This is a genomic window from Bradyrhizobium sp. Ce-3 (assembly GCF_022835695.1).
GTDB lineage: Bacteria > Pseudomonadota > Alphaproteobacteria > Rhizobiales > Xanthobacteraceae > Bradyrhizobium.
In genome coordinates, this window is record NZ_BQUV01000005.1 from 296,660 (window position 1) to 310,282 (window position 13,623).

General features: G+C 60.8%; 12 protein-coding genes. All 12 read left to right on the forward strand.

Translation table 11 applies throughout. The features are described from left to right. Positions 1-52: 52 nt before the first annotated feature. On the forward strand, positions 53-1,051 hold the full coding sequence (locus tag BRSPCE3_RS19325) for an NAD-dependent epimerase/dehydratase family protein (RefSeq protein WP_244067667.1): 999 nt from the start codon (positions 53-55) through the stop codon (positions 1,049-1,051). Between the two features lie 33 nt (positions 1,052-1,084). After that, complete coding sequence (asnB, locus tag BRSPCE3_RS19330; RefSeq protein WP_244067668.1) at positions 1,085-2,977, forward strand: asparagine synthase (glutamine-hydrolyzing); 1,893 nt, start codon at positions 1,085-1,087, stop codon at positions 2,975-2,977. Positions 2,978-3,250: 273 nt separating this feature from the next. Beyond that, positions 3,251-5,161, forward strand: coding sequence for a hypothetical protein (locus BRSPCE3_RS19335; RefSeq protein WP_244067670.1), 1,911 nt, complete (start codon positions 3,251-3,253; stop codon positions 5,159-5,161). A 6-nt stretch (positions 5,162-5,167) separates the two neighbouring features. After that, positions 5,168-6,097: an NAD(P)-dependent oxidoreductase gene (locus BRSPCE3_RS19340; protein WP_244067671.1), complete on the forward strand. Its 930-nt coding sequence runs from the start codon at positions 5,168-5,170 to the stop codon at positions 6,095-6,097. Positions 6,098-6,103: 6 nt separating this feature from the next. Then, the gene (locus tag BRSPCE3_RS19345) at positions 6,104-6,967 is read left to right on the forward strand and encodes a class I SAM-dependent methyltransferase (protein ID WP_244067673.1); all 864 of its coding nucleotides are present in this window, start codon (positions 6,104-6,106) and stop codon (positions 6,965-6,967) included. A gap of 45 nt (positions 6,968-7,012) precedes the next feature. Beyond that, positions 7,013-7,765 carry a hypothetical protein gene (locus BRSPCE3_RS19350; RefSeq protein WP_244067674.1) on the forward strand — a complete coding sequence of 251 codons (753 nt, stop codon included), beginning with the start codon at positions 7,013-7,015 and terminating at the stop codon, positions 7,763-7,765. Beyond that, positions 7,762-8,706: a methionyl-tRNA formyltransferase gene (locus BRSPCE3_RS19355; RefSeq protein ID WP_244067675.1), complete on the forward strand. Its 945-nt coding sequence runs from the start codon at positions 7,762-7,764 to the stop codon at positions 8,704-8,706. The genes BRSPCE3_RS19350 and BRSPCE3_RS19355 overlap by 4 nt, the downstream gene beginning before the upstream one ends. A gap of 21 nt (positions 8,707-8,727) precedes the next feature. Next, on the forward strand, positions 8,728-9,483 hold the full coding sequence (locus BRSPCE3_RS19360; protein WP_244067677.1) for a hypothetical protein: 756 nt from the start codon (positions 8,728-8,730) through the stop codon (positions 9,481-9,483). A gap of 40 nt (positions 9,484-9,523) precedes the next feature. Next, entirely contained in the window at positions 9,524-10,213 is a 690-nt protein-coding gene (locus BRSPCE3_RS19365) for a formyltransferase family protein (protein WP_244067678.1), read from the forward strand. A gap of 242 nt (positions 10,214-10,455) precedes the next feature. Further along, positions 10,456-11,616, forward strand: a complete 1,161-nt coding sequence (locus tag BRSPCE3_RS19370) for an ABC transporter ATP-binding protein (protein WP_244067680.1) — start codon at positions 10,456-10,458, stop codon at positions 11,614-11,616. Beyond that, positions 11,616-12,833, forward strand: coding sequence for an ABC transporter ATP-binding protein (locus BRSPCE3_RS19375; protein WP_244067682.1), 1,218 nt, complete (start codon positions 11,616-11,618; stop codon positions 12,831-12,833). Before BRSPCE3_RS19370 ends, BRSPCE3_RS19375 begins: the two co-directional genes overlap by 1 nt. Further along, the gene (locus BRSPCE3_RS19380; protein WP_244067683.1) at positions 12,830-13,621 is read left to right on the forward strand and encodes an ABC transporter permease; all 792 of its coding nucleotides are present in this window, start codon (positions 12,830-12,832) and stop codon (positions 13,619-13,621) included. The genes BRSPCE3_RS19375 and BRSPCE3_RS19380 overlap by 4 nt, the downstream gene beginning before the upstream one ends. Positions 13,622-13,623: the final 2 nt, after the last annotated feature.

The window sequence follows — 13,623 nt, forward strand, 5'->3', positions numbered from 1 at the left end:
CTCGATGTAGTCCGCTCGCGGTAAAGCGTAAACTCAATCCAAGAGGTCAGCCTTGGAAGTCAACGGCAAGAAGTTCCTCGTCATCGGCGGAGCTGGATTGATCGGCTCGCATGCGGTCGAGCAGCTCGCGAAGCACGACGTCGGCGAGATCGTGATCTTCGACAATTTCGCACGCGGTTCCCTCGAGAACCTCGATCGGATCCTCAGCGACCCACGAGTCAAGATATTCGAGGCGGGCGGCGATGTCTGCCAACCCGACATCCTTGACGCAGCGATGAAGGGCAAGGATGGCGTGTTCCACTTTGCCGCGCTGTGGCTGCTGCAATGTCATGAATTTCCGCGAGCGGCCTTCGACACCAACATCCGCGGCACGTTCAACGTGCTCGAAGCCTGCGTCGCGAACCGGATCAAGCGTCTCGTCTATTCGTCGTCGGCTTCGGTGTACGGCGATGCCGTGGAAGAGCCGATGACCGAGGATCATCCGTTCAACAACAAGAATTTCTACGGGGCGACCAAGATCGCCGGCGAGGCGATGGCGACGGCATTCTGTCACCGCTACGGCCTGCCAGCGGTCGGCCTGCGCTACATGAACGTCTACGGGCCGCGTCAGGACTATCAGGGCGCCTACATCGCGGTGATCATGAAGATGCTCGATGCGATCGACCGCGGCGAAGGGCCGACCATCCTGGGAGATGGCTCGGAAGCGTTCGACTTCGTGTCGGTGCTTGATTGCGCGCGTGCAAACATCTGCGCGATGTCGGCTGATACGGTCGCCCGCTATTACAATGTCGGAACGGGCGAGCGCACGTCGCTCAAGGAACTCGCGGAAATGCTGCTGCAGCTGACCGGGTCGAACCAGCCGATCCAGTATGCGCCGCGGAGCAATGCGACGTTCGTGCGCAATCGGGTCGGCTCCACCAGGCGTGCGGCCGAAGAAATCGGCTTCACCGCCGAGGTCGATTTGCGCGAAGGCCTGCAGATGCTGATCGAATGGCGGTCGAAGCATCGCGCCGGCGTCGAGCGGCGTCGCGCCAAGGCCGGCATTGAGTAAGTCCCTGCGGTCCGGGATCGAGCGGATTTAGACATGTGCGGCGTCGCGGGCATTCTTAACCTCGATGGGCGGCCGGTGGCCGCGGATGTGCTGCGTGCGATGACGCAGGCGATCGCGCATCGAGGTCCTGACGGCGAAGGCCATTGGATCGATGGTTCGATCGGTCTCGGGCATCGCCGGCTGGCGATCATCGATCTGAGCCCGACCGGCGCGCAGCCGATGCAAACCGCCGACGGCCGGTTTGTGATTTCGTACAATGGCGAGATCTACAATTATCGGGAGTTGCGCGCCGAGCTCGAAGCGCAGGGGCATGTCTTCAGGTCGACCAGCGATACTGAAGTCCTGCTGCAGGCGATCGCGACGTGGGGGCTTGGTGCCCTGCAGCGCTTCAACGGCATGTTCGCCTTTGCGCTGTGGGACCGGAAGGAACGAAGGCTTACGCTCGCGCGGGATCGCTACGGGATCAAGCCGCTGTATTATTGGTTCGGCGGCAACCAGTTGCTGTTTGCGTCGGAATCGAAGGCGTTTCGTGCCGCTCCAAACTTCGACGCGCGGCTCGATTCCGAGGGCTTGCTCGAATACTTCACGTTCCAGAATTTCTTCACGGATCGCACCCTGCTCAAGGGTGTCCGCATCCTTCCGGCCGGCTGCTATCTGAGCATGTCGCCCGAGGATGCGTCCGGAACGCAGCCGCGACTGACGCGATATTGGGATTACAACTTTCAGGAGCCGGAAACCGCCCGGTCGGAGGCGGACTATCAGGACGAGCTCGACCATCTGATTCAACAGGCGGTGAAACGCCAGCTCGTGTCGGACGTGGATATCGGCGCCTATCTGTCGGGCGGAATGGACTCCGGCACGATTACCGCGATCGCGGCGCAGTCGCTGAACTACATGCGCACGTTCACCTGCGGCTTCGACCTGAGCTCGGTATCAGGCATCGAACTTTACTACGACGAGCGCGCCGCGTCGGAGCGGATGTCGTATCTGTTTCGAACCGAGCACTACGAAATGGTGCTCAAATCGGGAGACATGGAGCGCGTTCTGCCCAAGCTGGCGTGGCATCTGGAAGAGCCGCGCGTCGGGCAGAGCTATCCGAATTATTACGTCGCCCAACTCGCAAGCAAGTTCAACAAGGTCGTCCTTGCGGGAACCGGCGGCGACGAGATCTTCGGCGGCTACCCCTGGCGCTACTACCGCGCGGTCGTGAACCAGAGCTTCGAGGAGTATATCGACAAGTACTACGAGTACTGGCAACGGCTGATGCCCAATAACGTGCTGAAGCGCGTCTTCGCTCCGGTCTGGAGCGACGTGCAGGGCGTGTCGACCCGCGATATCTTCAGGGACATGTTCAATCAGCACGCCGAGCGGCTGACCCGCCCGGAGGATTACGTCAATCATTCGCTCTATCTGGAAGCCAAGACGTTTCTCCATGGCTTGTTGACAATGGAAGACAAGCTGTCGATGGCGCATTCGCTCGAGACACGTGTCCCGTTTCTCGATAACGATCTGGTCGACTTTGCCATGAAGCTGCCGGTCCGAATGAAGCTCGGCAAGCTCGATGAAGTCGTGGCCCTGGACGAAAACGAACTGGGCAGGAAAACGGCCCGGTACTTCCAGAAGGCCCGTGATGGCAAGATGCTGCTGCGAAACGTGATGCAGCAACACATCCCCCAGGAAGTCGTGGAACGCGAAAAGCAGGGCTTCTCCGGTCCTGACGCAAGCTGGTTCAAGGGTCAAAGCATCGACTTCGTCCGTAACGTCCTGTTCGATGATCAGGCGAAGATCTATCGCTATCTCGATCCCAAGCCGATCAGGGAGCTGGTCGACGATCATCTCAAGGGTCGGGAAAATCGCAGGCTGCTGATATGGTCGCTGATCAACGTCGAATACGCGTTGCGTGCGCATGTTGAGGACTGCGGATGATATCCCGGCGGGGCAGCCGGCAATTTCCTGCGCGATCTCAACAAAGACAAAGTGTTGGCCCGATGTGTGCAGAGTTGAGTCGCCGCCAACGCCCGGATGCTGTACGCCGATGCCGAGTTGATCTTCCGATGTTGGAGCCGGGCAACTTGTCTCACTTAAAGTACCGGCCGAGCACATCAGCTACTTGATCCGGAGTAGCTGGCTGACCAGCTGTAATCCAAACGTTCGCGCGGTCGCTCGACCCCACGAAAGGTCGCCAGTTTGAAGTCGTTGATGACTACCATTCCGTACAACGTGGTACGCCGCGCGAAGAAGTGGAAGGATGCCCTACGGACCGGGCTTTCGCAGCCGAAGGTGGAGGCTGACGCATCGCGCGTCTTTCGCGCCAAAGAGCCAGTGATCGCGAGTATGAAGCCGTTCGGTCGGACCTACGCTTCCGTCTTATTCCGAATGGTGGGCACCAGGTCTCGACGCTTGCGTCTATTGCCGATCCGCGCGGCGGCGTCGGTTACTCTGCTTCAGGTTAGAGCGGATCTTCCGGCAGATCTGGTCGCACTCCTACCGAGCAAGACTGAATTGCGGGCGTGGGCCCGTGATCCGGCCGTCGAGTGGAAACTGGCCGAGTGCTTATCCGCCGATCCCCAGTCTCCCGACGATTGTTGGTCGGAGAAGAGTTGCTCCGCTGTGCGCACGTTGATCGCATCGTCGACACGCGACAACGAGCTGGTGTGGAGGACCTTGATCACGTCGGATCAAGCGACTGGCGGTGCACAGCGGGGAACGACCTGGCCTCTCGGATTCCGGCCGGAACGGGCCGATCCTGACGTTCGCCGCCGTCGGCTGATGATCGCGCTTGGTCTTGCTTTCCCTAAAAGCTTGATGACGCTGCATCATATCGAAGCCGCGGAGCAGCCGCCTACGCTCAATCCGCCTTATGGCGAGGAGCCGATTCGAGACGTTCCCCGGCCTGAAAGGGATCCTGCCGTGCCCCGCCGCCGGTCGGTTCTTTTCGTCAATCCGAGCTATTACAATTTTCATTTTCTGGCCGGCTCGTTGCGCAAGCGCGGCTGGGATGCGGTGTCGATGGCAATCGTTGACCCGAACTCCGATTACGCCCAGCATTTCCACGGGCATGATTGGAACCTGTTCGAAGCGGACGCCAATAAGCAGCAACAGATCTTGCGTGAGCGCTTCCAGGAAGCGGCCGAGCGATTTGACATGTTTCATTTCGCCGGCGTGGGAACCCTTTCGTTCTTTCCCTACAACTACGACGACATCTCGAAAAATCACGATAGCATCCCTTGGGATGTGCTGGAACTGAAGCGGCGCGGTGCGAAGATCGGCTACAGCATCACCGGATGCCATGACTTGATCACCCAAACGGGCTTCGAGGCATGGAGCCCCGGAATGTGCCCAAAATGCGCCTGGCGCGAGCGGCCCGAGATCTGTTCCGATCATCGCATGTCTGCCTGGGGCTGGAAGGTCCGGCAATTGGCCGATCTGATCTGCATCGAGACCGATCCTCCGCTCGATTTTCGGGATGCGGCCACGGTTTTCCGAGAGCCGCTCACCTTTGCTATCGATCCCGAGTTCTGGCGTCCGGAACTGGGGCGGACAATTCCGGTGCCGGAGTCGTTGCGTGAGGCCAAGGTTGACGGTGAAATCCTGATCTATCACTCGGTCGGCAATTATGAGATGCGCACCCGCCAGGGCGTCAACGTCAAGGGGACCGGCGCGGTCATTGCTGCGATCGATCGGCTGAAGGCAGAGGGGCATGCGGTCCGGTTGCTATTCCGCAAGGACGTTCCGAGCGTCGACAATCGCTGGATGCTCGCGCAAGCCGACATCATCGTCGATCAGCTCAACTATGGCCGCTATGGCGCCACCGCGCGGGAGGGCATGATGCTCGGGCGTCCCGTCGTTGGTCGGGTCAACAAGGTCGAGGCTCGCGGTCTGCCCGCCGTCCAGGCCATTGCCGAGTGTCCGATCGTCGACGCATCGGAGGAAACCGTCTACGAGGTGCTGCGGGATTTGGTGACCGATCCGGACGAACGCGCCCGCATCGGCGACACGAGCCGCGCGCACGCGGAGCGCTGGTGGTCCAGGGATGTGTTGGCCGAACGTTATGAACGAGTCTACGACCACCTGCATCGGCACGGCCGGCCGCCCGCGACACTTGAGTAAGAGCGAATGTCTTCGCAGAACATTGGGCGTTCCGGATTGGATCTGGCAGATCGGCACGTTTTGCTGACGGGCGCGACCGGCTTCCTTGGCTCACGCCTGCTGAGCCTGCTGCAAAGCAGGGGTGCGTCTGTAACGGCGTTGATCCGGCCGGGAACGCAGATAGCGGGTTTCAGCAATGTGCGCACTGTGGAAGCAGATCTGTCGGGTAATTTTTCATCGGACCTGCAACACGTCGGCCGTATCGATGCAATCATTCACCTCGCGCAAGCAGGCGGCTGGAAGGAGTTTCCCCGACAGTCCGGTGCGATAGCAGCAGTCTCGATCGCCGCTGCGGCACGTTTGGCGGAATACGGGGTCGGCCACGGCGCGCGCCAATTCGTCCTGGCCTCGTCCGGTGGAATATATGGACCTTCCGCGCAGCCATTGGACGAGGATGCGCCCATTCGGCCGAGCACTGAGCTAGGCTTCTACCTTCAGGCGAAGGTGTCCGCTGAAATACTGCTGCAGTGTTTCGAGCCGCATCTTGTGGTCTCGCGCCTCAGATATTTCTTTGTCTACGGGCCTGGGCAGAGTGGGGAATTTCTCATCGCGCGGATTAGGGGCGCCATTGCGCGCGGAGAGCCGATTCGCCTTGCCGAGTCTTGCGGCCCACGCCTCAACCCGATCTTTCTCGACGATGCCGCACAGGCGACGATCGCGGCGTTGGAACTCAAGCAGTCTCATGCCATCAATGTCGCCGGGCCCGAGGTCGCGTCTCTTCAGGAAATTGCAGAGATGATCGCGAGCGCATCGAATCATCGTCTCACGATCGAAACCGTCGACAAACAGCCCGAACATTATGTCGGCGCGATCGACCGAATGGTGCAATTGCTGGGGCCGCCAGCGACTGGACTCAGAGACGGGTTATCGCGCGCGGGCCATTTCGAGAAAGCTTGAACACTCATGGATTGGCTGAGAACGCCTTGGCGCGATATCGACATCGACGAAAATGAAGATGTTTTCGATCCCGCATTTGATTACCCCGAGGGGCACGCCACTGCCGTCGAATTCGGTCGAATCAACGGAATGCTTGTTTCGCCCGACTCCGGCCTGCCACTTCGTTTCAGTGGAGCCGATCTTTCGACGGGGGCAGGCGAGTCGTTTCCGATCGAGAACAAGTTGCCGGTTCTCTTGCCGCGGGCTGCGCGACACTTCTCCGACCTGCCGATCGAGACGCTGTCGATCGGTTCGATAAAGAACGCGTTTGATCAATACCTGTATCTGTGTGCCGTCAAGAACGCCGTCGGCGAACCGAATACGCCGTTGCAAGACCACTGGTACAGGCGTCACTTGTTTCGCTCCCGGACCTTGGTTGGCACAGCCCGCGGGCTCGTACTCGACATCGGTTGTGACAACCCGGATTTGAGCCGTCGCTTGTTTCCGTCGGGTTGCGAATATCTCGGGATCGAACCGTCGCTCGGCAGAAGCGAGCACTTTCGCGTCGTCGGCATGGCCGAATTCCTTCCGTTCGCCAGGGAAACTTTCGACTGTGTCTCGTTCCTGACCAGTCTCGATCACGTTCTCGACCACCACACGGCAATCACTGAGGCGGCGCGCGTGCTGAGGCCGGGCGGTAAGCTCTATCTGGCAACCCTGATCTGGACGGAAAGCGCCGAGCTCTATCGAGACTCGATCCATTTCCATCACTTCCGCGACTATGAGATTCAGGGCGCCCTGAGAGGATTTTCAGTCGCTCGCATCAAGAGATATGGCTGGAAGGGCGATCCGCATCGCTTCGGCGTCTATCTCGAAGCGACCAAACATTAGACCTGCGGCGACATGCAAGGCTGTTCGATGCTTCCAGAGTCTCCGATGGTTCTGACATTCGATATCGACTGGGCGCCGGACTGGATGATCGACGACATCGCTGAGCGCGTGATCGAAGCGAATGTCCGCGCAACCTGGTTTGCAACACATCAGAGCGCGGCGGTTACCCGACTGCTGGACAATCCTTTGTTTGAGGTCGGCGTGCATCCGAATTTTCTTGCCGGCAGCACGCAGGGCACAACCCCGGATCAAGTACTTCAGACGGTGCGGGAATGGTTCGGCGCTGCAACCGTGGTCCGCACGCATTCGCTGCATCAATCGGAGCGGCTGCTTCAACTGATGGCTGATACCTATGGCTTCAAAGTGGACTGTTCGATCTACCTGCCTCTGGCGCGCGATGTAAGGCCGCACAAGCTTCGCTACAGCCCCGGGGGAGCCGAACTCGTCCGCATCCCACACGTCTTTCAAGACAACATGTTCATGATCGCCGGACACAAGTGGTTGGCGGAGCCCGGATGGCTGCGTTTGCCGGGTCTCAAGGTCCTGAATTTCCATCCGGTGCACGCGTGGTTGAACTCAGACGGTGTGGCGGCCTATGAGGCGCTCAAGTCCAGCAGGCCGCTTCCGCAGTGGCGGCGAAGCGATCTGAGCCCAGCTGACAGGACGCAACCCGGAACCGGTTGGTTCCTCGACCAGTGCCTCGCCCGCCTGCGTGGCGCGCAGTCGTTCACGATTTCGGAAGTTGTCGCCCGGTGGGATCAATCGTCCGGCGAGGCCGAGATCGAAGGTGCGTCGTGAGCCGCAAGCTTCGAGTGGCCGTGATCGGCCGGACCGAAATGCTGTTCGAAGCGGCGCAGCGGATTCATGGCGCCGGGCATGAAATTCCGATCGTCGCCACCTGCCGGGCATCCGGCCACGAGTTGAAGAAGGAGGCCGACTACGAGAGTTGGGCCGCGCACATCGGTGCCCGTTTCCTGCTGGGTTCGCGACTTGACCAGCCAGACACGGTTACGGCGCTGCGGGAAGCGCGCTGCGATGCCGCGATTTCGATGAATTGGGTCGGTCTGATATCGCCGGTTGTCCGAGCCCTGTTCACCCATGGAATCTTCAATTCTCATCCGGGCGACCTGCCTCGTTTCAAAGGCAATGCGTGTCCCAATTGGGCGATATTGCTCGGTGAGGAACGTATCGGTTTGACGATCCACCAAATGTCGGACGGGCTGGATGCCGGACCGGTCGCTGCAAAGTCCTATTTTCCGATCGGTGCCGAGACGACGATTGCCGATGTCTACGACTGGCTGCGACTTGAAGTGCCGGTTCAATTCTCGAACCTGATCGAGACCATTGCACAGGGTAATCTCAGCCTCGCACCGCAGCCGACCGGCCCGGAACTTGGTCTGCGATGTTATCCGAGGCGCGCGTCGGACGGACGAATCGATTGGACGCAGTCCGCCGAGACGATCTCTCGGCTTGTCAGAGCTTCCGGACGGCCATTCGAGGGCGCCTTCACCATGCTCGAAGGCGGTACGAGAGTCCTCGTCTGGGGCGCGCGCGTGGAGCCGCATCGCGAGCCCTTTGTTGCGGTCCCCGGACAGGTCGTCCATGCCGCGGCCGGCGATCCTGTCATTGCGACCGGCGACGGGCTGTTGAGGCTGACCGAACTGGAACTGGACGGCGCCGTCACAACGAAGAGCGCAAAGGAGTTCGTTTTGAGTTCCCTTCGCAACCGGCTGATCTGAACCAGAGTGGATTGACTACCGATGTCGTCAGATCGTCAGCACGAACTGGAATTCGGGGACTTCACCGAAGCAAGCTATCGGGATTTGCTCCGGCTCGCCAAGGCCTCCTATCAGGTCGTTGATTTTTCGTCGGCCGGTGCCAGCCGCACGATCCTCTGGCGCCACGATTGCGATGCCTCGATGCATCGTGCCTTGAAGCTTGCGGAGATCGAAGCGGAGGAGGGCGTCAAGGCGACATATTTCCTGTTTCCGAGATGTCTCTACTACAATCTGATGTCGGCCGACGTGGCTCAGTGCGTGCGCAGGATAAAGTCGCTGGGCCACGACATCGCCCTGCATTTCGATCCGACATATTACGGAGAGGCGCTCCGAGGGCAGGCGTTGCTGCAGGCAATCACCCGTGAGCGCGATTTGATCGCCAACGAATTTGGTTCGCCGCCGACATCGATCAGTTTCCATCTGTTCGGGATTCTTGATCCGTCCGAACTCGAGGACGATATCGTCGCCGGCATGGTCAACGCGTATGGTCGCTCGCTTAGGGCAAGCTATGGTTATGTGTCGGATAGCAATGGCGTGTGGCGCCACCGGCGCCTCAAGACCGTGCTCGAGCAGGCGACGGATGAGCGGTTGCAGGTGCTTACGCATCCGGAGTGGTGGACCCCCGAAGTCATGCCGCCGCGGGCGAGGCTGCAGAGAGCCATTGACGGATACGCGAGCGCGATGGGCCGCTGGTACGACGAGATAACAGCCACACATGATCGCCCGAACATCCGATGAGTGACCGGGCTGGACGAACATCTATCGTGTCGCTTGCTAGTTGAATAAGGATTTTTCGGTGCTGCACCGGGTTGTTCTGCTGACCGTTTTCGAGGGAGACGATCTTGCACGCCTGAATGCGATACTGGCCGAGGCGGGCTGCGAGGTCGTCGTGGCTCGCGCCTTGGCTGATCTTGAAAGAGTGGAGTTCGATCAACGAACCACGCTGCTGGCGTTCGGCACCGGCGTGATCGTTCCGGCGGCGCTGCTGAAATCCATGTCGCGACCGGCGTATAATCTCCACGCGGCATCGCCAGCGTTTCCCGGACGGGATCCTCACCATTTTGCGGTCTACGCCGGTGCCACTCGCTACGGTGCGACGCTGCATGTGATGACAGCGAGCGTCGATGCGGGTCCGATCGTTGCGACGGAGCTGTTCGATGTACCGGAGGCCATCAAGCCTGGTGAGCTGCTCCAGCTGGCAAACGCCGCGGGAGTTCGGCTGATCGGGGCGAACGCACGTTTGATTTGTACCGGGCAACCGATGCCGTCGTTGACCGACGTGGCCTGGGGGCAGCCGAAACATACCCGCGCCGATTTCCTGGCCGCGTGTCGCATTGCAGCCGATGTCTCAGAGGCCGAGTTCGCACGTCGGTTCCGGGCGTTCGACGGCGAGATGTATGACAATCTAACCGTGGAAATTCACGGTTGGAGCTTTCGCATCGACAAGGCAAAGGGCCGCAATAGCTGAGCAGTGGGGGGTATCCCGACCGGATATCCCGACCTGCGCAATAGCCGTTGGATTCGGTTGCGCCTTGAGCTAGACGGACAAGCCGGCCATTCGGCGTCCTCGATGGACTTGTGTCGGACCGCAAATCGACGGGCGGTCTGCACCGTACAGAAATGAATGCGTACCTTGATCTCGAAAATGTTTGAACAGCCGTTCACTGAGTCTGCAGCTGATTGCCGGCACCAGCGGTGCACGAAGGCATGATGTCGCGAGCCGTTGCGATCACCTGTCAGGGTGTCTCGAAGAGCTTTGCACTTGTCGACGGCGGCAGCGCTTGGCGGCTTGCGTTGGGGCGGGGAGGCGACGTTCCCCATTTCACGGCGCTCGACGGCGTCAGCTTCGATGTGCCCAAGGGGCAGTTCCTCGGCGTGCTCGGCCGCAACGGGGCCGGCAAGTCCACGCTGCTTCGGGTTATCGGCGGCGTTTACGCGCCGGATGCCGGCAAGGTGGCGGTGCATGGAGCGATGTCGGGCCTCTATGAACTCGGCCTCGTTGGCAACCCGCAGCTCACGGGACGACAATATGCCGATCGGCTGTTGACCGTGCACGGGTTTTCGCCCGCCGAGCGCGCGACGATGATCTCGGATATCCACGACTTCTCCGAACTTGGAGACCGTTTCGAGGATCCGGTGCTCACATATTCGGCGGGGATGGGTGCGCGGCTCTATTTCTCGACCGCGACCGCCGGGCAATACGAGGTCTATCTGCTCGACGAGGTGCTTGCGGTCGGTGATCAGCATTTTCAGTCGAAATGCTGGCGGCGGTTGCGCGAACGGGTCTCGGGCGGGGCATCGGGTGTCCTCGTGACGCACGATTGGTCAGCGATCGTGCGCCTGTGTGAAACAGCGCACGTGCTGGATCATGGCAAGATGGTCTTTTCCGGGCCGGCAGAGCGTGCCGTGCGGCGCTACCTCTACGGCGAGCAGGCAAAATCGACCTACCGTGACGGCATCGCGCGCTTCGCCGGTACGCCCGTCTATCCGCGCAAGATTATGACAGGAACGGATTTCAGTCTTGAGGCCGAGGTCGAGATCCTCGCCCGGGCGGAGGTCGGTGTCGTCCTTGCGGTCGAGCGCCTGCAGCCGGCCTATGGCTGGGAGACCGGGCTGATGTCGCGCCGGACCACGCCTGTCGGCGAAGAGCCGGGGCGCTATGCGTTCAATGTCGATATCCCGGCAATGCCGCTGCCGCCGGGCAGCTACCAGATCAGCATGCACCTCGTCATGCCGGAGCCGCACAGTTCGGCGGTCAAGATTGTTCTCGATGGATTCAGCTGGCTCGACGGCAACGGGCTGGAACTCGGCGTCGAGGGGGTGGACGGCCGCGGTTTCAGCCTGCCGGCCGAGTGGAGAGTGACCGGTTGATGCGCGCGGCAATTCGGGTGAGGAATGTCAGCAAGGTGTTTGCGCTTGCCGACCATGGCGGCGGACCCGTGTCGCTGTTCGAGGCGCTGCGCACCGGCAAGCGCGAAATCACGACGCGTCATGTGCAGGCGCTCGACCAGATCAGCTTTGCGGTGGCTGAGGGCGAACGTGTCGGCATCATAGGCCGCAATGGTGCCGGCAAGACGACGCTGCTTTCAATCATTGCGGGGCTTACGGAGCCGACCTCGGGCTCCGTGGAGGTCGACGGCGACCTGCACGCGATGCTTACCGTGGGCGCGGTGCTGCGCGAGGACATGACCGGCCGTGACAATATCTTCCTCGACGCTGCCGTACACGGCCGCAGCCGGCAGCAGATCGATCAAGTCGCCGATGAAATCATCGCGTTCGCCGAACTCGGTGAGTTCATCGATCGCCCGGTGCGAACCTATTCATCGGGGATGAAGGCCCGTCTCGCGTTCTCGATGGGCGCGTTCATCAATCCCGACATTCTCGTCATCGACGAGACGCTCTCGGTCGGCGACGCCTTCTTTGCGGTCAAGGCGACGCAGCGTATGCGGGAAGTTGCGGCCAGTGGCCGTATTGTCATCGTCGTGAGTCATGGCCTGGGTTCGATCGTGGAAATGTGCTCACGATGCCTCTGGATGGACGACGGCCGGCTCGTTATGGACGGTTCGCCGCAGGTCGTCACCAAGGCCTATGAGGCCGCCGTGCGCGAGGCGGACGAGGCGGAGCTGATGCGCAAGTTTGAAGGGCGCGTGGTGAATCGGGCCGCACCGCTTCAACTCGATACGGTCGAAATCATCCAACGCGGAGACGCATGCAAGGCGACCGCGCTTGCGATGGTGCCCTTGGCGATCGTGGTGCGGGGGCGGATCGACCCGGCCCGGCCGGCGCATGATCTCGAGCTTGTTCTGACGCGAGTCGACGGACGGCTGGTCTGGCGACGGCGTGTTGGGGAGGTGGGCGAAGCGTTGCCGGCGTCGGGGCCTTTTACAGTCACCATCAATATGGATCCCTTCGTGCTGGGAGCCGATCTGTATCGCTTCGATGTTGCGCTCCACGGCGAGGGATGCGACGGGGAAGCCATGTCACGCGTGCTGGAGGTTATCGACGAGGAAGGGCAAGTCGGTGGGCGTCCGCTGATCTTCTACCCCCCGCGGATCGCAGCGCGGCGCCTTGAGGATGTCAAAACATGATGCTGGCGGGTTTTGATCGGCGAGACCTCGGCATGCTGAACAACCTGTTCCGCATGACGCTGGGCGACCGCTATCTGGGGTCGGCGCTGGGACTGATATGGGCGGTGCTGTCGCCGCTGATGCTGATGTGCATTTTCACGTTCGTGTTCACCGTCGTTTTTCCGGCGCGGTTGCCGGGACGTACGGGGGCGTTGCCGTATGTGATCTGGCTGCTGAGCGGCTACGGGCCGTGGCTCGCCATCAGTGAAGGCTTGTCGGCGGCAACGACGTCCGTGGTCGGAAATGCCGGTGTCGTGAAGAATATCGCTTTCAAATCGGAGTTGTTGCCGATGGTGGGCGCGCTGATGGGGATCGTGCCGCTCGTCGTCGCGTTCGCCATCATTTTCATATTGCAGGTCGTTTCAGGCGAGATGCCGGGTCCGGGTTATCTCGCGCTGCCGCTGATCGTGGCCCTGCACATCCTGTTCGTGTCGGGACTGGGACTGTTCCTCGGGGCGCTCAACGTCTTCGTGCGAGATACCGCGCTGGCGCTGCCGAATGTGCTCACCGTGCTGCTGTTCGCTTCTCCGATCTTCTATCCGCTTTCGTCCTATCCGAATTTCATTAGACCTGTTCTGCAGTTCAACCCGTTCTATGTCATCGCGGAGTGCTACCGCATGGCAGTCGTGGACGGAGCGATGCCGAGCCTCTGGATGATCTGTTATCTGGCGGTGGTTGGAGCAGCCGTCTTCTGGGCTGGGCTGTGGTGGTTCCGCCGGCTCAAATCGTTCTTCGATACGCGGCTGTAGCG